General features: G+C 70.4%; 17 protein-coding genes. 11 read left to right on the top strand and 6 right to left on the bottom strand.

Features of this window, described 5'->3' with window-relative positions; all coding sequences use genetic code 11:
* Nucleotides 1–235: 235 nt before the first annotated feature.
* The 3 genes from PIQ37_RS02555 to PIQ37_RS02545 form a co-directional block, all read right to left on the bottom strand.
* Complete coding sequence (locus PIQ37_RS02555; protein ID WP_342072235.1) at nucleotides 236–1,312, bottom strand: GGDEF domain-containing protein; 1,077 nt, start codon at nucleotides 1,310–1,312, stop codon at nucleotides 236–238.
* A gap of 294 nt (nucleotides 1,313–1,606) precedes the next feature.
* Entirely contained in the window at nucleotides 1,607–2,653 is a 1,047-nt protein-coding gene (locus PIQ37_RS02550) for a right-handed parallel beta-helix repeat-containing protein (RefSeq protein ID WP_342072234.1), read from the bottom strand.
* Nucleotides 2,654–2,735: 82 nt separating this feature from the next.
* Nucleotides 2,736–5,126 (bottom strand): penicillin acylase family protein, encoded by a 2,391-nt coding sequence (locus PIQ37_RS02545; RefSeq protein ID WP_342072233.1) that lies wholly within the window; start codon nucleotides 5,124–5,126, stop codon nucleotides 2,736–2,738.
* Between the two features lie 191 nt (nucleotides 5,127–5,317).
* On the opposite strand from PIQ37_RS02545, the gene bfr reads away from it, so the two are divergent.
* The 11 genes from bfr (at nucleotide 5,318) to PIQ37_RS02490 (ending at nucleotide 15,876) form a co-directional block, all read left to right on the top strand.
* Nucleotides 5,318–5,809, top strand: coding sequence for a bacterioferritin (gene bfr / locus PIQ37_RS02540; RefSeq protein WP_026143459.1), 492 nt, complete (start codon nucleotides 5,318–5,320; stop codon nucleotides 5,807–5,809).
* A 290-nt stretch (nucleotides 5,810–6,099) separates the two neighbouring features.
* Nucleotides 6,100–6,318, top strand: coding sequence for a hypothetical protein (locus tag PIQ37_RS02535; protein WP_342072232.1), 219 nt, complete (start codon nucleotides 6,100–6,102; stop codon nucleotides 6,316–6,318).
* A 74-nt stretch (nucleotides 6,319–6,392) separates the two neighbouring features.
* Nucleotides 6,393–6,818: a DUF2147 domain-containing protein gene (locus tag PIQ37_RS02530; RefSeq protein WP_342072231.1), complete on the top strand. Its 426-nt coding sequence runs from the start codon at nucleotides 6,393–6,395 to the stop codon at nucleotides 6,816–6,818.
* A gap of 117 nt (nucleotides 6,819–6,935) precedes the next feature.
* Nucleotides 6,936–7,829 (top strand): TorF family putative porin, encoded by an 894-nt coding sequence (locus PIQ37_RS02525; RefSeq protein ID WP_342072419.1) that lies wholly within the window; start codon nucleotides 6,936–6,938, stop codon nucleotides 7,827–7,829.
* 3 nt (nucleotides 7,830–7,832) lie between these two features.
* A complete protein-coding gene (locus PIQ37_RS02520; RefSeq protein WP_342072230.1) occupies nucleotides 7,833–9,476 on the top strand; it encodes a xylulokinase in 1,644 nt (547 codons plus the stop codon).
* Complete coding sequence (locus PIQ37_RS02515) at nucleotides 9,463–10,104, top strand: class II aldolase/adducin family protein (protein ID WP_342072229.1); 642 nt, start codon at nucleotides 9,463–9,465, stop codon at nucleotides 10,102–10,104. The genes PIQ37_RS02520 and PIQ37_RS02515 overlap by 14 nt, the downstream gene beginning before the upstream one ends.
* A 49-nt stretch (nucleotides 10,105–10,153) precedes the next feature.
* Nucleotides 10,154–11,602: an aspartate aminotransferase family protein gene (locus tag PIQ37_RS02510; protein WP_342072228.1), complete on the top strand. Its 1,449-nt coding sequence runs from the start codon at nucleotides 10,154–10,156 to the stop codon at nucleotides 11,600–11,602.
* A 3-nt stretch (nucleotides 11,603–11,605) separates the two neighbouring features.
* Nucleotides 11,606–12,244, top strand: coding sequence for a hypothetical protein (locus tag PIQ37_RS02505; RefSeq protein ID WP_342072227.1), 639 nt, complete (start codon nucleotides 11,606–11,608; stop codon nucleotides 12,242–12,244).
* Between the two features lie 84 nt (nucleotides 12,245–12,328).
* Nucleotides 12,329–13,480 (top strand): MFS transporter, encoded by a 1,152-nt coding sequence (locus PIQ37_RS02500; protein ID WP_342072226.1) that lies wholly within the window; start codon nucleotides 12,329–12,331, stop codon nucleotides 13,478–13,480.
* A 125-nt stretch (nucleotides 13,481–13,605) separates the two neighbouring features.
* On the top strand, nucleotides 13,606–15,048 hold the full coding sequence (locus PIQ37_RS02495) for an aldehyde dehydrogenase family protein (protein WP_342072225.1): 1,443 nt from the start codon (nucleotides 13,606–13,608) through the stop codon (nucleotides 15,046–15,048).
* Between the two features lie 165 nt (nucleotides 15,049–15,213).
* Nucleotides 15,214–15,876, top strand: coding sequence for a TetR/AcrR family transcriptional regulator (locus PIQ37_RS02490; RefSeq protein ID WP_017914915.1), 663 nt, complete (start codon nucleotides 15,214–15,216; stop codon nucleotides 15,874–15,876).
* A gap of 166 nt (nucleotides 15,877–16,042) precedes the next feature.
* Here the strand turns inward: PIQ37_RS02490 and PIQ37_RS02485 are convergent, their stop codons facing one another.
* From PIQ37_RS02485 to PIQ37_RS02475, 3 genes are all read right to left on the bottom strand, one after another.
* The gene (locus tag PIQ37_RS02485; RefSeq protein ID WP_342072224.1) at nucleotides 16,043–16,936 is read right to left on the bottom strand and encodes a hypothetical protein; all 894 of its coding nucleotides are present in this window, start codon (nucleotides 16,934–16,936) and stop codon (nucleotides 16,043–16,045) included.
* Nucleotides 16,937–17,000: 64 nt separating this feature from the next.
* Entirely contained in the window at nucleotides 17,001–19,244 is a 2,244-nt protein-coding gene (gene parC, locus PIQ37_RS02480) for a DNA topoisomerase IV subunit A (protein ID WP_342072223.1), read from the bottom strand.
* 57 nt (nucleotides 19,245–19,301) lie between these two features.
* Entirely contained in the window at nucleotides 19,302–20,186 is an 885-nt protein-coding gene (locus tag PIQ37_RS02475) for an AraC family transcriptional regulator (RefSeq protein WP_342072222.1), read from the bottom strand.
* Nucleotides 20,187–20,196 lie beyond the last annotated feature (10 nt).

Below are 20,196 nucleotides of genomic sequence, written 5' to 3'. Positions count from 1 at the left end.
TGATGTGCGGACGCCGACGCGCACGCAATGGATCGATGGCAGCGTATCGGCATGCCGGCGTGGCGGCTTGAGTGACCGCAGCGCCTGCGGTTCAGCCTGTTGGTGCCGCACGCAGCGGCGGTGGAGCGGGGTGGGCGTCTGCGCTGTCTGCGTCGGGCTGATGCGCGTACGCCACGAGCGAGTGCGCTGCGGGGCGGCGGCATGCGCCGCCCCGAGGGGCCGTTGGTGCTGCGTGCTACAGCGACGTGGCGGCCGGCAGCGCGGGATCGCGCGCGAACGCCGCGGACGTGCCGGCCGACACCGGCATGGCGCCGTCCAGGCGAAGGCTGCCGTTGCCCGCCTGCCGGGCAGCGGACAGTGCGCGGTCGGCGCGGGCGAGCAGGTCGGACAGTTCGCCGCCGGCGGGCAACGCGGCCATGCCGACGCTGCAGGTGAAGCTGGCGCCGTCCACGCGCAGGCCGCGGATGCGCTGCTGCAGGCGCTGCACCAGTGCGCTCGCCTTGTCCTGCGACACGCCCTCGAACAGCAGGCCGAACTCCTCGCCGCCGAGGCGGCCGACGCGGCAACGCGGGTCCAGCCGTACCAGTTCCGTCGCCAGCGCCTGCAGTACCGCATCGCCGACGTGGTGGCCGTGCTCGGTGCCGATCCGCTCGAAGTCGTCGATGTCCAGCATGGCCAACCGCACGGCGTGCTGGGTGCCGACCGCTGCCTGTAGGTCGGCCATCAGCGCGCGCCGGTTGGGGATGCCGGTCAGTGCGTCGGTCGCGGCCAGGCGCCGATAGCCTTCCTTCAGCGCGTGGTTGCTGCGCATGGAGGTGACGAAGATGCGGTTCAGCGCGAACCCGACCATGGTCACCGCCGCCACCAGGATCTCCAGCAGCGGCAGGTCGGTGGACGCCGGTACCAGGCTGTCGTGCCAGCCGAGCATGATCGCCCAGGTGCAGGCCAGCGCCAGCAGATAGTCGCGCGCGTGGCAGAACAGCACGCTGTAGCCCAGGCTCAGGGTCACCGCCACCGGCAGCATCCAGGTCGTGCTGGCGCCGCCCATGTGATGCAACTGCAGCCGGAACGCGGCATCGAATGCGATCACCGACAGGAAGGCGCCCAGCCGCCATTGCCAGGACCGCCTGGCCATGCGCATGACCAGGCCGCTGCCGAGCATGGCGACGAACGCCAGCGCATAGCGCGCGTCCAGTGGGTGGCTCAGGTAAGGGTTGCACAGCAGCAGCGCCAGCCACACGCACAGGGTCAGGCCCTGGATCGCCAGGATCGGCGTGTCGAGGGTGCGGCGGACATGAAGGTGGTAGTTCATCTGCTCTCCCAGAGCGCCGCGGCACTCCAGCGTCTGCGGCACGGCCGGTCGGTGGTCCAGCGCGGTCCGTCGGTCGCTGGGGCGTCGTCACCGGTTAGCGGCCGCTGCAGGCAGAGCTTTAATGGATGTGTCGCGGCGTGCGTGTCGCCCGCCTAGGTGGTGGTCCGGCACCCGACTGGACGCGCCGGGCCTGCCGGTCACCCCGGTTCTGCCGCCATGCGCGGGCGGGCGCGCCCCGGCCGACCTGTTCAAGGCCGGCCGGGTGGCGTACGCAGGCGCCGCGCCCGCGCGCGCTTACTCGAAGCGCACGCAGTGGCCGTAGCGTTCGGGCTGGATGTCGATGCCCGAGGCATCGGCCTGGTTGCTCTTGCGCCACAGGTTGGGGCGGAACTCCGGGCCGGTGCAGTTGGCCGCGCTGTCCACGCCGATGGTGTAGGTGTAGGGATTGCCGCGGAAGGTGTTGTTCTCGAACGTGTTGTCCTGGCTCATGCTGTTGTCCCAGCACAGGATCTGCGGCGTGCGCTGGCGGATCGAGCAGGTCAGGTAGAGCCCGGCGCCCTTGTTGTCGATGAACTGGTTGCCCGCGAACAGGTTGCGCCGCGCGTCGGCCAGGTACACGCCCTGGCTGCCGTTGCGCTCCAGGCGGTTGTCGCGGATCTCGCTGTCTTCCAGGTGCTCGGTGGTGATGCCGGCGGCGACGTTGTCGTGGATCACGTTGTCGATCAGCTTGACCTTGGCGGTGCGGTTGAACGACACCCCATCCCAGGTCGCGCCGGAGACGTCGTTGTGCGCGATCAGCAGGTCGCGGCTGTCGAACTCGCTCAGCAGGCAGGCGCTGCGGCACTTGCTCACCCGCAGGTGGGTCAGCTGGATGTTCTGGCCGTTGCGCACCACCACCAGGCTGTTGCTGAGGTACGGGCGCTCGGGCATGAACTCCTTGTCGATGGTGCCGCCGACGATCTGCAACTGCTCCACGCGCACGTCGCGGATCGTCCGCATGGGGCGCTCGTTCTGGTAGTCGCCGATCACGATGGTCGGTTGCTGCACGTGGTCGCGCATGCGCAGCACGGTGCTGTTGCCCTGGCCGCGCAGGCGCAGGCCGTCGCGCTGGATCGAGATCAGCTTGCTGACCGGGAACTCGCCGGCGCTCAGACACACGGTGGCGGGTTTGCCGTCGTTGGGGACGCGGTCGATCGCGGCCTGCAGATCGTCGCCGGGTTGGGCGCGCACGCTGCAGTCGGAGGCGGCCGCGGGCGCGTCGGCAGCCGGCGTGGCACAGGCGGAAAACGACACGGCCGCGGCAAGCGGCAGCAACAGGGCAAGCAGGGGAGGGCGCTTCATCGGTAGGCAGACTCGGCAGTGGGGGAAGGGGGAAGGCAGGCCGGCGTCTGCGGTCGGACGCCGGCGCGGAGCCGATCGCGGGTCATTGTGGTGCGGACGGGCTTAATGTCAGCGTGTGCCGGGTCGGGCCGGGCAGGAACTTTGTGGCGCGGCCCTGCACCCAGTCGGCGTGGCCGGCGCCCCAGAACGGCGACAGCGGGTGGCCGCTCTGGCCGCCGGGCATGTGCACGATGCCGTCGGCCTCATGGCCCGGTGCCACCACCATGCGCTCGGAGGCGCCGAACGCCGGGCGCTGCACCCGCGGCATGTCGTCGTCGCCGGGCAGTGGCGTGTCCGGCATGCACAGCCAGCCGCGCAGCGGCGCCGGCAGGCCCTGCGCCAGCGGATGGCAGATCGCTGCACGGTTCTCCTGGCCCCAGCGGCGCGTGTCCAGCGGGCCTTCGGCCTGCAGGTGCGTGCGCACCTCGGCGGCGGCGTCTTCCAGCAGCGCCTGCCAGCTGCCGTAGCGGCGCGGCAACAGGTGCAGCGGCTGTTGCTGCAGCAGCGGCCAGGCCACGCCTTCCAGTTGCGGCAGCGGCGGTGGCGCGGGTGCGGCATCTGCGTTCGATCCGGTACGGGCCGGCGCGATCAGGCCATCGCGGATCCGGGTCAGCACCGCCAGGCGCCACGCGCGGACCAGGGTATAGCTCACCGATCCGGTGCTGGCGCGGCCCTCCCAGTGCGCGGCCGCCTGCGACACGGCGTGCAGCGCCGGCGTGGCCGCGCCCGCGTCGCGTTGCTGCAGCAGCGCCCACCAGCGCTGCAGGAACAGTGCGCGGTCGTCGAGCTGGATCGCCAGCAACTGCTGTTCGTTGAGATGCGGGTGCAGGCGCAGGTCGTCGCGGATCTGCTGCGCGCGCGCGCCCAGCGCGTAGCCGCCGTCGCCGAGCGGTGCCAGTTCGGCGCCGCCGACCACGCGGGCATTGGCGGTCCACAATTGTCCGTCGGCGGGATCGATGCGCTGCGGCGACTGGCTGGTGGACAGCGGCCATGGCGCGCAGCGGGCATCCGCCGGCACCGTCGCACGCACGTCGTGCATCACCGCATCGGCTGCGCAGTGCGGGCCGCGCAGCGGCAGCGGGCCGAGCACGCGCCAGCCGATGTGGCCGTCGCGGTCGGCCAGCACCAGGTTCTGCGCCGGCGTGGCGATGTGCTGCGCACGGGCGAAGGCATTGGGCAGGGTATCGGCGCGGGCGAAGTCGGCCAGCCCCAGATTCAGTGCGCCCGGCAACTGCGCGGCCCAGCGCAACGCCAGCGCGCTGCCATCGGGTTCGTGTTGCAGGATCGGGCCATAGGCGGTGTCTTCGACCTGCAGTTCGGTGTCGGGGGCGCCAGAGACCTTGATCCGTTCGCGGTGCACGGTGACCGGCGTGCAGCCGGGCTGCGCCACCGCGGCGCATGGGGTGAGCCGGTACCAGTCGGCGGTATCGGCATAGCTGTTGGTGAACCCCCAGGCGACGTGACCGTTGCTGCCGACGATCACCGCCGGCAGGCCGGGCAGCGAGAATCCGGACACGTCCACGCGGCCGCCCGGCGCCTGCGCATCGGCGTAGCGCAGGCGCACGCGGAACCACAGGCTGGGCGCGCGCAGGCCCAGATGCATGTCGTTGGCGACGATGGCGCGGCCGTCGGCGGTGCGGCTGCCGGCGATCGCCCAGTTGTTGCTGCCGGGCGCGCTGGTGGCGACCGCGTCGGTCGCGGCGGGGGCGGGCGCGCCTGCCAGGCGGCGCAGATCGACCTGATCGGCGGAGGGCAGCTCTGCGTCGCCGCGCACGCTGCCGTCCAGTGTCGCGTCCCAACTGCTGCCCTCGTGGCGCAGCAGGGCGTACAGCGGCGCCGGCAAGCGCTGCTGCAGGCGGTACAGGGCCAGCTTGCGTTCGAGCTGCTTGCCCTGCAGGTCGAAGTACATCGCCTGGCCGGCCAGCGCCGAATCCACCGGCTGCCAGTCGCGCGGTGCGGCGAACAGCATCAGGTAAGGCCACGGCCGTACCCGCAACGCGTGCAGGCCCTGGTTGACGCCGGCGCTGTAGGCCTGCAAGGCCGCCGCGTGCTGGCCGGCGAATGCGGCCAGCTGCGCGCTGCTGCGCGCGCGCAGGCGATGCGCCCGCCGTGCCTTGTCCACGTCCAGCGCGTGCGGACCGACCAGCTCGGACAGTTCGCCGGCGGCGGCGCGGCGCAGCAGGTCCATTTCGAAGAAGCGTTCCTGCGCGTGCACGTAGCCGAGCGCGCGCATCGCATCGGCCTCGTCGGCGGCATCGATGGTGACCACGCCCAGCGCGTCGCGCTGGATGCTTGCCGGCGCGCGCAGGCCTTGCAGCGGGGCCTTGCCGTCGAGCGTGGCCAGGCTGCCGCGCAGCAGCAGCCAGATGCCCAGCGCCACGGCCGCCGTCAGCAGCAGCGTCCCCAGCAGCAGGCGTTTCCATCGACCGCGCATCGTCTCTCTCCGGTGGGCAAGTCTCCGATTCTAGACACGACTGCGTGTCGTTCCCGCGTAGGCGCGGCGCGCTGTGCGCGGGGTCACGCATCGCGGATGTGCGAGTCGGGATGTGAATGATTCCGATTGGAACGCGGCGCGGCCGCATCGGGCACTATGGCGCCCTCAGTCGACCCCACGGAGCCCGCCCCATGAAGGGACACCCCGACGTTGTGCAATGCCTCAAGGAGCTGCTGCGCGGCGAACTGGCCGCGCGCGACCAGTATTTCATCCACTCGCGGCGTTACGAGGACCAGGGCCTGCTGGCGCTGTACGAACGCATCAACCACGAGATGGAAGAGGAAACCGAGCACGCCGATGCGCTGCTGCGGCGCATCCTGTTCCTGGAGGGTGACCCGGACATGCGCCCGCATGCCTTCGAACCGGGGCGCACGGTCGAGGAGATGCTGGAGAAGGATCTGAAGGTCGAGTACGAAGTGCGCGCCAATCTGGCCGCGGGCATGAAGCTGTGCGAGCAGCACGGCGACTACGTCAGCCGCGACGTGCTGCTGGCGCAGCTGCGCGACACCGAGGAAGACCATGCCTGGTGGCTGGAGCAGCAGCTCGGCCTGATCAAGCGCATCGGCATGGCGCTGTACCAGACGTCGAAGATCGACGGGCACGTGTCCGGCAAGGACGCCTGATCCCTCCATGCGCTTCCCGCTTGCGGGAGGCGCCGATGCACTGAGCGGGGCCCATCCCCGCCATCGCGGCCGTGCCATCGCCGGCCGCTTCTGACCCGCCGATCGTGCCGGTCGCCACCGCTCTCGCTGGTCCGCACCGGCGCTGCCGACCCTCGTGGGCGACAGTGCGCATCGCGGTGTCGCAGCGGTTGCTGCTGCAGCAAGGCGGCAGCGACTGCTGACACGCCTTCTGCCCTCATCGTTTCCTGACGCCGCCGATCGGGTTTGACCGCGCGCGGCTGCGTGGCTGGATGCCGTGGCTGGCGCATTCGCTCGGTTCGCAGTGCGACGCCATGGCGATCGGGCGATCCGATCTGTCGTCGCCGTCCTCGCCGATGACTGTTGCAACGCCGCAAAAATCGACCGTCGCACGCATGCTGCTGCACACGCGAACCCTTGAAATCCAGGCGTTTGCGCGCCTCGCCACGTCCGCGGTGAAGGTCGTGCGGACAACGCTTGCAAAACGGTAGTGATCGCTATACGGTAGTTTTCACTACTTAATTGCGCGATGGCGAGGGGGCGTTCGATGCAGGCGAGTCCGGGAATGAAGCGGTACGGCGCGGTCGGTGTGGTGGTCGCGGGATGGCTGCTGGCGAGCGCGACGGCGTGTGCGGCGCCGGCCGCGGCGCAGGGGCTGTGGCTGACCGCGGCCAAGGACGCGGTGGTGGAGTTCGCGCCGTGCGCGGATGCGGCCACGGCCTTGTGCGGGCGCATCGTCTGGGACAAGGACGCCGGCACCGCCACCGATACCTGCGGCGTGCAGATCGCGCGTCTGGGGCGCGAGGACGGCGATATCTGGCGCGACGGCTGGGCCTTCGATCCGCGCAGCGGCAAGCGCTACAAGGCCACGCTGCGCGCCAGCGGCAAGGCGCTGGACCTGCGCGCCTTCGTCGGCGTGGAAGTGCTCGGCGAGACCGAACGCTTCACCCGCGTGCAGGCGCTGCCCAGCACGCCGGTCTGCGCGAAGTGATCCACCCGCCGCGCGCGCAACGCGCCGGCGCCATCGATGTGCGGGGCCGGCGACGGCCGCCGCGCGTCCCACCTTCCTCAGCGAACAGGGGAGATTGAGATGACCGCAGTCCGCTTCATGGCGACCCTCGCGGGTGCACTGGCCCTGCACGGCGCGTGCTGTGCCCGGGCCCAGGCCCAGCAGGCCGACACCGATGGCATGGTCAATTACGAGTTCCAAAACCAGATCAAGCTGATGAGCGAGCAGCGCACGCGCGGTGTGTCCGACTCGCTGATGCGCCCATCGCTCAAGTGGACCACCCAGTTCGTGCACGCCAGCGGGTTCGTCGCGCTGCTGGAGGTAGCCAAGGTCAGCAAGAAGCAGTTCCTCGATGGCGATGGGCTGGGCATCACCGCCGCGGCCGGCTACCGTTTCGGCAATCCCGATGCCTGGCATGCCGGCGTCGGCCTGGCTACCGAGCGCTTCCCCGGCGCCAGCTTCCTGGCCCCGCACCAGATCGATCTGCAGACCGGCACCCCGGCGGATGTGCGCCGTACCGATTACGACAGCAATTTCGGCGTGCTCGAACTCGGCTACGGCGCGGTCGAGGGCCGCGTGCTGTACGTGTTCTCCAAGACCTACCGCGGCGCCGATACCGGCGGGGTGTGCGCGCAGATCCTGCAGTTCGCCGCCGACCCGACGGTGGCGCTGCGCTGCTTCGCCCGTGGCGAGCACGATTCGCGCGGTACCCTGCTGGGCGATCTCAACTACCAGACCCCGCTGCTGCCGTCGGTGCTGCCGTCGACCACGCTGCGCCTGCACGCCGGCTACCAGAAGCTGCGCAATTTCAGCGAGGGCAGCTTCGCCGACTACCAGATCGGCGTCACCCACAAGCGCTGGGGCCTGGACTGGAACCTGGACTGGGTCAGCACCCGGGTCAACGCGCACGAGCTGTACTGGGTGCAGGACGGCGCGCGCGTCCGCAAGACCGACGGCGACACCCTGGTGGCCTCGATCGGCTACACGTTCTGACCCATGCGCAGCGAACTGCTCGATGCCGACCGGGGCGGCGACCAGCCGCTGGTGCTGGCGGTGGACCTGGGAACCTCCGGCTGCAAGTGCGCGCTGGTCACCCTGGACGGCCAGGTGATCGCCTGGGCGTTCGAACCGGTGCCGCTGCACGTGCACGGGGTCTGCGCCGAGCAGGATCCGCGCGACTGGTGGAACGCCTTGCTGGTCACCGCGGCGGCGGTGCTGCAAGGCGGCGAGTCGTTGCGCCGGCGGGTGACCGCGGTGTGCTGCTCGACCCAGGGCGAGTGCACGGTGTGCGTGGACCGCGACGGCCGCGCGCTGGGCAACGCCATGCTGTGGCTGGACATGCGCGGGCAGGCCGCGATCGCGCGGCGTCTGCGCGGTCGTTGGCTCAACGTGCGCGGCTATGCGCCGCTGAAGCTGCTGCGCTGGTTGCGCCTGAGCGGCGGCGCGCCGGCCGGTAGCGGCAAGGACTGCGCCGGCCACATCGCCTACCTGCGCGACCACGAACCGCTGCGCTACCAGCGCACGCACAAGTTCCTCAACGCGCTGGACTATCTCAACCTGCGCCTGACCGGGCGCTTCTGCGCCACCGCCGACTCGGTGCTCACCACCTGGGTCACCGACAACCGCGACCCGATGCGCATCCGCTACGACGACGGCTTGCTGCGGCTGCTCGGCATCGAACGCGACAAGCTGCCGGAACTGGTGGCCTCCACCGAGGTGCTGGGGCCGCTGCTGCCGCAGGTGGCGGCGCAGCTGGGGCTGTCGCCGCAGACCCGGGTGATCGCCGGCGCCATCGACAACTCGGCGGTGGCGGTGGCTGCGGCGGTCGAGGACTACGCCGCGCATCTGTACCTGGGCACGTCGTCGTGGCTGGGCGCGCACGTGCCGCGGATGAAGACCGATGTGTTCAGCAACATCGCCGCGGTGCCGTGCGCGGTCAGCGGGCGCTACCTGGCCACCGCGCTGCAGTCCACCGCCGGCGCCAACCTGTCGTTCCTGCGCGACCGCATCCTGTTCCATCCCGACGAACTGCTGCGCGACGAGGAACGCCCGGACGTGTACGAGGTGCTCAACGTCATCGCCGCGCGCGTGCCGCCTGGGGCCAACGGCCTGGTGTACATGCCGTGGCTGTTCGGCGAGCGCACCCCGGTGGAGGACCACAGCCTGCGCGCCGGGCTGGTCAACCTGTCGCTGATGCATACCCGCGAGGACATCATCCGTGCCTTCATGGAAGGCGTGGCGCTGAACACGCGTTGGATGATGGAGCCGTTCGCGCGCCTGCTCGGCCGCGATCCCGGCGTGATCGCCGCGGTCGGCGGCGGCGCGCAGTCGGACCTGTGGTGCCAGATCATCGCCGACGTCAGCGGCCAGCCGATCCGGCAACTGCACAACCCGATCCAGGCCAATGCGATCGGCGCCACCTTCATCGCCGGCGTCGGCCTGGGCCGGCTGCGCTTCGCCGACCTGCCGGCGCTGCAACGCGCGCGCCGGGTGTACGAGCCGTCGCCGCTCACCCGCGCGCTGTACGACGATCGCTATGCGATGTTCCGCGAATTGCAGCGCACGCTCGCGCCGATCTACCGGCGCATGAATCCCGTTCCCGAATGCGTGCCGGAGGTTCCCCAGCATGTTTGCCCATGAACAACGCACGCGTGTGGTCGCGCTGTGCGTGGAGCTGTCGCGGCGCGGCTACCTGGCCGGCACCGGCGGCAACGTCGCGCTGCGCCTGGATGCCGAACGCTTCGCGGTGACACCGTCGGCCATCGATTACCTGGCGATGCGCGCCGAGGACATCTGCGTGGTGCGCCTGGCCGACCTGCGGCAACTGGACGGCGCCGCCACGCCGTCGGTGGAGACCGGCCTGCATGCGCAGGTGCTGCGCCGCCGGCCCGACGTGGCCTGCAGCATCCACACCCACCAGCCGGTGGCCAGCGCCTGCGCGCTGCTGGGGGCGGCGCTGCCGGTGGAGGATCCGGCGTTGCAGGCAACGATCGGTGCCCGCGTGCCGATGGTCGGTTATTTCCCGTCCGGCACCGGGCTGCTGGCCTGGCTGCTGGCGCGGCAACTGCGCCCGTCGAGCAACGCCTACCTGATGCGCAACCACGGCGTGCTGTGCTGCGGCCGCAGCCTGGAGCAGGCGGTGGCGGCGGTCGATGCGCTGGAGCAGGTGGCGCGCGATCACCTGGCGCGCCGCATCGAACGCCGCTTCCTGCACGACGCCGGCCTGGCCGCGCCGTTGCGCGCCGTCCTCACCGCACTGGAGGCCTGACCCCATGCACGCGTTTTCCGCTTCCGTTCCCCCGAGCCCGGCACCGACCATGAGCCAGACCCCCGCCATTTCACAGTGGCCCGATGTGGACCAGCTGTACGCACGCTTCCATGCCCTGGTGAACCAGCCGATGCGGCCGATCGGCGCCGCCGGCATGTCCAAGGTGATGCGCTATTTCGACGAGCGCTGCCAGGGCTCCAAGCGCCTGGGCGAGGCGGCCAAGCAGGTGATCCCCGGTGGCGTGCAGCACAACCTGGCGTTCAACCATCCGTTCCCGCTGGCCATGCACAGCGCCGATGGCGCGTACCTGACCGATGTGGACGGCAACCGCTACATCGACTTCCTGCAGGCCGGCGGCCCGACCCTGCTCGGGTCCAATCCGCCGGAACTGCGCGAGCACGTGCAGGCGGTACTGGACCAGTGCGGCCCGGTGACCGGCTTGCTGCACGAGTACGAGGTCAAGCTGGCCGAACTGGTCTGCGCCAGCATGCCGGCAGTGGAGATGCTGCGCCTGCTCGGCTCCGGCACCGAGGCGGTGATGGGCGCGGTGCGCCTGGCGCGGACCCACACCCGCAAGAAATGGATCATCAAGATCGGCGGCGCCTACCACGGCTGGAGCGACCAGCTGGTGTACGGCATGCGCCTGCCGGGCACCGGGCGCATGGAGGCGATCGGCATTCCGCGCGGCGCCACCGCCTACACCCAGGAATGCCATCCCAACGATCTGGAGGCATTGCGGCGCAAGCTGCAGTTCAATCGCCTGCGCGGCGGCACCGCGGCGGTGCTGCTGGAACCGCTGGGGCCGGAAAGCGGCACGCGGCCGGTGCACCACGACTACAACCGGCAGGTGCGCAAGTTATGCGACGAGTTCGGCGCGCTGCTGATCTTCGACGAAGTGGTCACCGGCTTCCGGCTCGGCCCGGGCGGTGCGCAGGGCTACTTCGGGGTCCTGCCGGACATCACCGTGCTCGGCAAGTGCCTGGCCGGCGGCTATCCGATGGCCGGCGCGATCGGCGGCCGCCGCGAGGTGATGATGAGCCTGGTCGGCGGCATCGGCACCACGGCGCGGCGTGCCTTCGTCGGCGGCACGCTGTCGGCCAATCCGCTGTCCTGCGTGGCCGGCTACCACGCCTTGCTGGAAGCGCAGCGCAGCGATGCCGCCGGCCAGGCCGGCCGCGCCGGCGATCGCCTGCGGCAGGGCCTGGAGGCGATCATCCGCCGTCTCGGCCTGCCATACGTGGTCTACAACATGGGCTCGATCGTGCACCTGCAGACCTCTGGCGTGCTGCTGCTGGACACCGGCAACCTGTACAAGCTGTGGCGCGTGCGCAACGAAGCCAAGGAGCGCAAGCACATGATGGAGGAGATGGGCGCGGCGTATTCGGCGCACGGGCTGATCACCCTGGCCGGCAGCCGCATCTACACCAGCCGCGCCGATACCGATGCGGTGGTCGACGAGGCGCTGAACCGCTTCGACGACGTGTTCAAGCTGGTGTAGCGCATGCCCACCGTCCCGCAGATCGAAGCACTCTGGCTGCACACCCGCGAGCGGCTCGTGGCCAAGCGCCTGCTCGGCGACGACGCGGCAGCCCTGGCGCTGCGCTGTCCGGGCAGCACGGCGATGTGCTGTGGCGCGCTCGAGGCGGAGCGGCCGCAGTGGCTGGACTGGCGCGACCCGGCGCTGCCGGCATGGGCGCAGGTGCACGCGCAGGTGTACCTGCAGCGTCCCGATGTCGGTGCCAGCGCCTGGTCGGCCGGCGCGTTCGGCCACCTTCTGGCCAATGTCGGCGGCGTGCTGCCGCAGGTGTTCGACGAACAGGCCCGGCACATCGGGCCGATGCCGCCGCCGTTTCCTGCGCTCGACGCGTTGGCGACGGCCGCGCCGGGCGTCGGCAGCGTCCTGCTGTTCGGCGGACGCCCGCTGTGTCTTGGCATCACCGCGCAGCGGCTGGCATTGAACGTGGAGTTGTTCGAGAAATGCGCCAAGGCCTATGTGCTTGCCGCGGCCACCGGCGGGCAGGTGCGGGAACTGCCCTGGTGGGTGCGGCGCATCGCCAACGGGCGGCTGCGCAAGGACCAGATGCGGGCCGCCGCGGCCTTCGCCGCGGGCGAATTGCCGGCCGAAAGCAAAGGCTATTGAGGGTCCATCGCAATGACCGCCACGCCATCAACGTCTTCCGTCGCATCAACCGCCGTCCAGGCGACACGTCCGCTCGCCGCGGCCTTGTCGATCGGCGCCATCGCGCTGCTGATCCTCGGCGTGCAGCCGATCGTGCTCGGCGCACTGGTCGAGCAGCACCTGATCACGCTGCCAGGCGTGGGCGTGGTGGCGATGGGCGAGATCATCGCGCTGGGGATCGGCGTGGCGCTGGGCGATGCGCTGCTGCCGGTGTCCTGGCAGCGTGCCACGGCGGTCGTGGCGGCGTTGCTGGCCGCGGCGCTGAACCTGGCAACCGTGCAGGCGCAGGGCGATGCGGCTTTCGTCGCGCTGCGCGCCGTCGCTGGCCTGGCCGAGGGCCTGCTGGTCTGGGTGGCCACCGTCAGCATCGTGCGCGCCGCCACGCCGGACCGGATCACCGCAGTGTTCATGGTGCTGCAGGCGCTGGCGCAGATCGCGCTGGCGGCGGCGCTGGCGCTGTGGGTGTTGCCGGCGGCCGGCTGGAAGGGCGGTTTCGTCGCCATGGCCGCGACCTGCCTGCTGGTGCTGCCGCTGGCGGTGGCACTGTCGGTGCCGGCAAGCCTGGCTCCCGCCGCCGATGCGCAGTGCGCGGTGACCGCCACCGCCAGGCTGCGCTGGTCGCCGGCGACGCTGGCGCCATTGCTGGTGGCGTTCCTGCAGATGTCGGCGATCGGCGCGCTGTGGGCGTACCTGGAGCCGCTGGCGTTGCGCGCGGGGCTGGACGCGCATGCGGCGCAACTGCAGACCTCGTGGGTGCTGGGCATGCAGATCGTCGGTGGCCTGGCGGCGATCTACTGGGTGCGCCGGCTTTCGGTGACGGCGACCCTGACCCTGGGCAGCGTGGCGCTGTGCCTGGTGGCCGCGGCGATGTACCGGGTTCCGGGCAATGCGGCGCTGGGCTTTGCCGCGGTGTGCGTGGCGTTCGGCTTCGCCTGGATGTTCCTGATGCCGTTCCATGTCGGCCTGGCGCTGCGCGCCGATGCGCAGGGGCGGGTGGCGGTGCTGGTGCCGGCCGCGCAGTTGATCGGGTCGGCCTGCGGGCCGTTGTTGGCCTCGCTGCTGCTGCACGCCGACGATCCCGCGCCGGTGCCGCTGGTCGGTCTGGGCTTTGCGCTGGCTGCGGCGCTGCTGGCGCTGTGGATCAGCCGGCGGCAGCGCCGTCCGGCTGTCGTGGAGGCGGGCTCGCATGCGGGCTGATGGTGGTGGCCGTGCGAGCGCGCTGGTCGTTGCGGTGACGCGCTTCCGTCGGCCGCGCATGGCGCAGGGCAGGGGACTGCCAAGCATCGGGCGTTGGCCGGCGTCCGCCAAGCAGGAGCGCGGCGATGGCGCCTGAGCCCGTGCCAGACACCCCACCGGAGACGGTCGCGGCGCTGTTCGCCGCGCAGCAGGCCACTGCGCTGGCCTGGCGCGGCTCCTCGGCGAACACGCGGCGCGCACATCTGCGTGCACTGCGCGATGCCTTGCTGGCGCGACGGCAGGCGCTGATCGCCGCCTTCGCTACCGATTTCGCCAAGCCCGCACTGGAAGTGGAATTGACCGAGCTGCTGCCGGTGGTCGACGAGATCGCCACCGCCATCGCGCAGCTGCCGCGCTGGATGCGTCCGCGCAAGGTCGCGCCGACCCTGCTGGCCCTGGGCACGCGCGCGCGCATCGCGTTCCAGCCCAAGGGGCGCTGCCTGATCATCGGGCCCTGGAACTACCCGGTGGCCACCGTGCTGGGGCCGTTGGTGTCGGCACTGGCCGCCGGCAACACGGCGATGATCAAGCCCTCCGAATTCACCCCGCAGGTCAACGCGGTGCTGCAGGCGGTGCTGGAGGAGGCGTTCGCGCCGGAAGAGGTGGCCCTGGTGCAGGGCGGCGCGGCGACCGCGCAGGCCTTGCTGGCGTGTCCGTTCGACCATGTGTTCTTCACCGGTTCGGCGTCGGTCGGCCGGCAGGTGATGGCCGCGGCGGCGCGGCAGTTGACGCCGGTGACGCTGGAACTGGGCGGCAAGTCGCCGGTGATCGTCGACCGCAGCGCCGACCTGCGTCTTGCCGCCGAGGTGATCGTCTGGGCCAAGCTGGTCAACGCCGGGCAGACCTGCATCGCGCCGGATACCTTGTTCGTGCATCGCGATGTCAGCGCGCGCCTGCTTGAGCACTGCCGCGCCCTGCTGGCGCAGCGCTACGGTGCCGACGCGCAGACGGTCGCCGCCAGTCCGCACCTGGCGCGCATGATCCACCCGGCGCATGCCGCGCGGGTGGCCGCCCTGATCGACGAGGCGCGCGCCGGCGGCGCGCAGTTGCTGGCCGGTGGCGAGCACGACGCGGAGAGCTGCTACGTGGCGCCGACGCTGCTGGCGCAGGTGCCGGCGCAGGCGCGGATCGCGCAGGAAGAGATCTTCGGTCCGGTACTGCCGGTGGTCGAGTTCGCGCGCCTCGACGAGGTGCTCGACCGGCTCGACGCCGCGCCCAAGCCGCTGGCGCTGTACCTGTGGAGCCGCGACCGTGCCGGCATCGCCCAGGTGCTGGCGCGCACCAGTTCCGGCAGCGCGGTGGTCAACCACTGCCTGCAGCAGTTCGTGCACAGCGGTTTGCCGTTCGGAGGGGTGGGCGCCTCGGGATTCGGCAGCGCGCACGGCGTGCACGGCTTCCGCACCTTCTCGCACGAACGCGCGCTGCTGCGGGGCGGCCGCCTGCCGATCGTCAAGGCGTTCTTTCCTCCGTACACCACGTTGCAGCGGCGCTTGGCGGCCGGCCTCAGCGGATGGCTGGCACGGCGCTGAGCGACGCTGCCGGTGTGCCAGCGGCGGGCGCGGTAAGATGCGATGTCGGCGCGTGCCGCGACGTCGCGGCGCAGCCCGCGCACCCATTGCCGCGGCGATGCGTGCCGTCAGGCTGGCGTCGTGCCGCCACCGCGGCGCCTGCTGCTTCACCACCATCGAGATCCCATGCCCGCCGACACGCCGCGTCCCTCCGCACCGCACCGCCCGCGCCTGACCGGGAACAAGGTGCCGGCCCAGCATCGCGCCACCGAGACCTACGAACAGATCCTCTCGGTCACCGCGCAACTGCTCGGCGACGTCGGCGTGGAGCGGCTGTCTACCAACCTGGTGTGCGCACGTGCCGGGCTGACGCCGCCGGCGCTGTATCGCTATTTCCCCAACAAGTACGCGCTGCTGTCGGAACTGGGCCGGCGGCTGATGGAGCGGCAGAACCAGCTCGTCCCCAAGTGGATCACGCTGCAGGCGATGAGCGGCACGCGCGAGGAATTGCAGCGCGCCCTCGCCGGGCTGGTGCTGGATACCTACCGCGTCACCAAGGCGACCGAGGGCGGGGTGTGGGTGCTGCGCGCGCTGCGCGCGGTGCCGGCATTGCAGCAGGTGCGCCTGGAGTCGCATGCGCAGGTGACCAAGGGCCAGGTGCGCTTCCTCAGCGAGGCCTTCCCCGACGCCGACCCGCGCCAGTTGCGGCTGGTCAGCCGCATTGTGGTCGACCTGATCTATGCGACCGTGGAGTTGCTGTTCGACACCCGCCTGAGCGCGCGCGCTGTGGCCGATACGGTGGCGGCGATGATCGCCAGCCATATCGAGCAGTTGCGCGATGCGGCTTAGCGAGAATATCCCCGCACTCGGGAACGGGCGCGCAGACCATTGTGCTTCTTATCGCCGGAGCGGCCGGCGCAAGCCGCGACACGCTGAGGTGTCGCGGCTGAAGCCGCTCCTACGATAGAAGCGGATCCACTTCGGTATCCCCGTAGATTCCGATCCCGCGGATGTCTCACCAGGAAGCGACGACGCTGCCCTTCTTGACCACTTCCACCTTGTCGCTCGTACTGTTGTAGCGCAGATAAACGCTGCCGTACTTCTCAAGAATGATGCGCTGATTGGCATTCATCCTCAGGCTGTTGTCGCCCAGATCGATGCCCATGTTGTAGGTGGACTGGTCGAAGTTGATGCCGACATTGCCTAGCGCGCCGCTGTCGAAGTGAATGCCGTTCTGCCAGCCGTGCGTGCCTGGCTGGATCTGGATCGCATGCGTGCCGGCAACGCTCGAGCCAGGCGTGTTCAACAGATTGAGGCCGATCGTCGACCCGCCGTTGGTGTAGGAGGTCAATTCGCCGTTGAACAGGATGCTGGTGCCGTGCGTTGCGACGTTTTGCCCCGCGATGCCGTCGTAGCCATGGAACAGTTCGCTGTGGAAACCCGCCAGCCATGGCGAACCGGTGCTGCGCTGGAACGCGCGGACCGTGGCGCCCACGCTCTGCGAACTGTCCTGGGTCGCGTTGGGATGTTTGGTCGCGTTGAGCTGGATGTACAGCGGCCAACTGAAGGAGTTCTGCTGGTCGGACTCGGAGATCAGCGACAGGATCTCATTGGTGTAGCCCGGGCCGACATTGGACGCATCGCGCCGGCCCCAGCGCACCGAGGTGTCCAGCGCAGGCGCGGACACCGGCGTGCTGGAGAACTCCATGAACTGGCTCAGTTGTTCGCCGACGCTGGTGATGGCGCCGGCGCTGGCGACCACCAGGGCGGCGACGCCGAACAGCAGCACCCGGTTGACCGTCACGGCACGGCGCAGGCGTTGGTCCTTCGCCTGGAGTTGTTGCTCCAGCCGCTCCACCCTGGCAATCAAGGAAGCGTCATTGCCGGCATTGCTCACGTTCTCGTTCATCGTTGCGGTCCTTCGTTGAGATGACTGACAAGCCGGGGCTGGACGGATGTCCAGCGAGGCACGCTTACTCCACCGCCAGATCGTCCACCTTCTGCCACCCGCGCGGCAGCAACCCGCCGCGGCTGGCGCGGGCGCCGAGGTAGGCGCCCAGGTCCTTGAACGACAGCGACATGGTGCGCTGGCCGCTCTTCACCAGCAGCGTGTTGCCCGGCGCCACCGCGGCGATCGCCACCACCCGTTCGGTGCTGAGCTTGGCCTTGGGGATGTCGATGATCTTGTTGCCCTTGCCCTTGTCCAGCTCGGGCAGGTCGGCGACCGGGAAGGCCAGCAGGTGGCCGGCGCTGGTGACCGCGACGATGCGGTCGCTGCCGGCGCCGCTCACCGGTGCCGGCGGCAGCACCTTGGCGTTCGGGGTCAGGTTGAGCATGGCCTTGCCGGCCTTGTTGCGGCTGGTCAGGTTCTCGAAGCGGGTGACGAAGCCATAGCCGTGCGAGGACGCCAGCACCAGGCGGCTGTCGTTCTCGCCGCTGGCGATGGCCTGGAACGAGGCGCCGGCCGCGGGCGCGAAGCGTCCGGTCAGCGGTTCGCCGTTGCCGCGTGCCGAGGGCAGGGTATGCACCAGGGTCGAGTAGGCGCGGCCTTCCGAATCCAGGAACGCCACCTGCTGCGTGCTGCGCCCGCGTACCGCCGCCAGCAGGCCGTCGCCGTCGCGGTAGGACAGCGCCGCCGGATCCACGTCGTGGCCCTTGGCCGCGCGGATCCAGCCCTTCTCCGACATCACCACGGTCATCGGCTCGCTCGGCACCAGCTCGGTCTCGTCGATGGCCTGGGCCGCGCCACGCTGCACCAGCGGCGAACGCCGCGCATCGCCGAACTTCTTGGCGTCGGCCATCAGCTCGTCCTTGATCAGCTTCTTCAGCTTGGTCTTGCTGGCCAGCACCGCCTGCAGTTGCTCGCGTTCCTTGGCCAGCGCGTCCTGCTCGCCACGGATCTTCATCTCTTCCAGCCGCGCCAGCTGGCGCAGGCGCGTTTCCAGGATGTAGTCGGCCTGTTCCTCGCTGAGTCCGAAGCGCGCGATCAGCGCCGGCTTCGGCTCGTCCTCGGTGCGGATGATGCGGATCACCTCATCCAGGTTGAGGAACGCGGTCAGCAGGCCTTCCAACAGGTGCAGGCGGCGCTCGACCTTCTCCAGCCGGTGGTTGAGGCGGCGCACCACGGTGTCGCTGCGGAAGCGCAGCCACTCCTCCAGCAGGGTCTTGAGGTTCTTGACCTGCGGGCGGCCGTCCAGGCCGATCACGTTGAGATTGACCCGGTAGCTGCGCTCCAGGTCGGTGGTGGCGAACAGGTGGCCCATCAGCTGCTCGGCGTCGACCCGGTTGGAGCGCGGCACCAGCACCACCCGCACCGGGTTGGCGTGGTCGGACTCGTCGCGGATGTCTTCCAGCCACGGCAGCTTCTTGGCGCGCATCTGCTGCGCGATCTGCTCGATCACCTTGGACGGCGACACCTGGTACGGCAGCGCCGTGACCACGATGTTGGCGTTTTCCTTCTGGTAGGTGGCGCGGGCGCGCACGCTGCCATGGCCGGTCTCGTAGATCGCGCGCAGGTCGGCGGCCGGGGTGATGATCTCGGCGGTGGTCGGGTAGTCCGGGCCGCGCACGTGCTCGCACAGGTCGCCGACGCTGGCATCGGGGTCGTCGAGCAGGCGGATCAGCGCGCTGACGATCTCGTTGAGGTTGTGCGGCGGCACGTCGGTGGCCATGCCCACGGCGATGCCCGTGGTGCCATTGAGCAGCAGGTGCGGCAGCCGCGCCGGCATCCAGGTCGGCTCGTCCAGGGTGCCGTCGAAGTTCGGCGACCAGTCCACCGTGCCCTGGCCGAGTTCGCCCAGTAGCACTTCGGCGATCGGGGTCAGCTTGGACTCGGTGTAGCGCATGGCCGCGAACGACTTCGGGTCGTCGGTGGAGCCGAAGTTGCCCTGGCCCTCGATCAGCGGGTAGCGGTAGGAGAACGGCTGCGCCATCAGCACCAGCGCTTCGTAGCAGGCGCTGTCGCCATGCGGGTGGTACTTGCCGATCACGTCGCCGACGGTGCGCGCGGATTTCTTCGGCTTGGCCGTCGCGTTCAGGCCCAGCTCGCTCATCGCATAGATGATGCGCCGCTGCACCGGCTTGAGCCCGTCGCCGAGGAAGGGCAGGGCGCGGTCCAGCACCACGTACATGGAGTAGTCGAGATAGGCGCGTTCGGCGTATTCGCGCAGCGGCAGCTGTTCGAAACCATGGAAGGCGGGGCGGGCGAGATCGGTCATGCGCGGGAAATACCTATAGGGGAACGCGGCGCCAGGCGCCGCAGGTCAGCCGGTCGATTATCCGGATGCGGCCGGCGATGCCAAGCCGCGCGTGCCGCCGGCGCTGGCCAGGTAACGGGCCGGAGGATGGCCGAAGCGGCCGCGAAAGGCGGTGACGAAGGCGCTGGGGCTGCTGTAGCCCAGCCGGAAGGCGGTGTCGGCGACGCTGGCGCCGTCGCTGAGCCGGCGCAACGCCTCGGCCAGCCGCGCCTGCTGGCGCCAGCCGGCGAAGCCGAAGCCGGTCTCGTCGCGGAAGTGGCGGCTCAGGCTGCGCGCCGACAGCCCGGCCCAGTGCGCCCACTGCGCCAGCGAGCGGTCGTCGGCGGGGGTTTCCAGCAACTGGGTGGCGATGCGCAGCAGCCGGCGGTCGCGCGGCATCGGCAGGTGCAGATGCTCGACCGGGGCATTGCGCACCTCGTCCAGCAGCACCGCGCACAGGCGCTGCTGCTCGGCCGCGAGCGCCGGCGGCACCCCCCATTGGCTCATCCGCCGCAGCACTTCCCGGAACAGGCCGTTCATGCCGATCACGCAGGTCCGCGGCGGCAGATCGGCGCAGACGTCGGGGCGGATCAGCACCAGGTAGCTGCGCACCCGCCCGGACACCTGCACCGTGTGCAGTTCCTGCGGCGGCATCCAGCCGGCGCAGCCCGGCGGCAGCGACCACTGGCCGTGCGCGGTGCGGGTGCCCAGCACACCGTCCTCCACGTAGATCAATTGCCCGCGCACGTGGCGGTGCCAGTCCACCTCGCGCCGCAGCGACACCGGCGAATGCGCGATGAAGGCCAGCGCGGGCGGGCCATCGGCGCGCTCGAACCACTCCATGGCGCGCGGGTCCAGTGCGCTGTCGGAGCCGGCACTGGCCGGAGCGTCGGCCGGGTGGGTTGGCGCGATTTCGATATCCATTGTCCGGATT

It is taken from the genome of Xanthomonas protegens, from assembly GCF_038442435.1.
Lineage (GTDB): Bacteria > Pseudomonadota > Gammaproteobacteria > Xanthomonadales > Xanthomonadaceae > Xanthomonas_A > Xanthomonas_A sontii.
Note: the sequence above shows the minus strand (reverse complement) of the source record. Positions and strands in the feature narration are given on the sequence as shown.

Excerpts from the sequence above, each read along its gene's own strand:
- PIQ37_RS02555 (WP_342072235.1), bottom strand. The coding sequence starts at position 1,312 with ATGAACTACCACCTTCATGTCCGCCGCACCCTCGACACGCCGATCCTG.
- PIQ37_RS02550 (WP_342072234.1), bottom strand. The coding sequence starts at position 2,653 with ATGAAGCGCCCTCCCCTGCTTGCCCTGTTGCTGCCGCTTGCCGCGGCC.
- PIQ37_RS02545 (WP_342072233.1), bottom strand. The coding sequence starts at position 5,126 with ATGCGCGGTCGATGGAAACGCCTGCTGCTGGGGACGCTGCTGCTGACG.
- bfr (WP_026143459.1), top strand. The coding sequence starts at position 5,318 with ATGAAGGGACACCCCGACGTTGTGCAATGCCTCAAGGAGCTGCTGCGC.
- PIQ37_RS02535 (WP_342072232.1), top strand. The coding sequence starts at position 6,100 with ATGCCGTGGCTGGCGCATTCGCTCGGTTCGCAGTGCGACGCCATGGCG.
- PIQ37_RS02530 (WP_342072231.1), top strand. The coding sequence starts at position 6,393 with ATGAAGCGGTACGGCGCGGTCGGTGTGGTGGTCGCGGGATGGCTGCTG.
- PIQ37_RS02525 (WP_342072419.1), top strand. The coding sequence starts at position 6,936 with ATGGCGACCCTCGCGGGTGCACTGGCCCTGCACGGCGCGTGCTGTGCC.
- PIQ37_RS02520 (WP_342072230.1), top strand. The coding sequence starts at position 7,833 with ATGCGCAGCGAACTGCTCGATGCCGACCGGGGCGGCGACCAGCCGCTG.
- PIQ37_RS02515 (WP_342072229.1), top strand. The coding sequence starts at position 9,463 with ATGTTTGCCCATGAACAACGCACGCGTGTGGTCGCGCTGTGCGTGGAG.
- PIQ37_RS02510 (WP_342072228.1), top strand. The coding sequence starts at position 10,154 with ATGAGCCAGACCCCCGCCATTTCACAGTGGCCCGATGTGGACCAGCTG.
- PIQ37_RS02505 (WP_342072227.1), top strand. The coding sequence starts at position 11,606 with ATGCCCACCGTCCCGCAGATCGAAGCACTCTGGCTGCACACCCGCGAG.
- PIQ37_RS02495 (WP_342072225.1), top strand. The coding sequence starts at position 13,606 with ATGGCGCCTGAGCCCGTGCCAGACACCCCACCGGAGACGGTCGCGGCG.
- PIQ37_RS02490 (WP_017914915.1), top strand. The coding sequence starts at position 15,214 with ATGCCCGCCGACACGCCGCGTCCCTCCGCACCGCACCGCCCGCGCCTG.
- PIQ37_RS02485 (WP_342072224.1), bottom strand. The coding sequence starts at position 16,936 with ATGAACGAGAACGTGAGCAATGCCGGCAATGACGCTTCCTTGATTGCC.
- parC (WP_342072223.1), bottom strand. The coding sequence starts at position 19,244 with ATGACCGATCTCGCCCGCCCCGCCTTCCATGGTTTCGAACAGCTGCCG.
- PIQ37_RS02475 (WP_342072222.1), bottom strand. The coding sequence starts at position 20,186 with ATGGATATCGAAATCGCGCCAACCCACCCGGCCGACGCTCCGGCCAGT.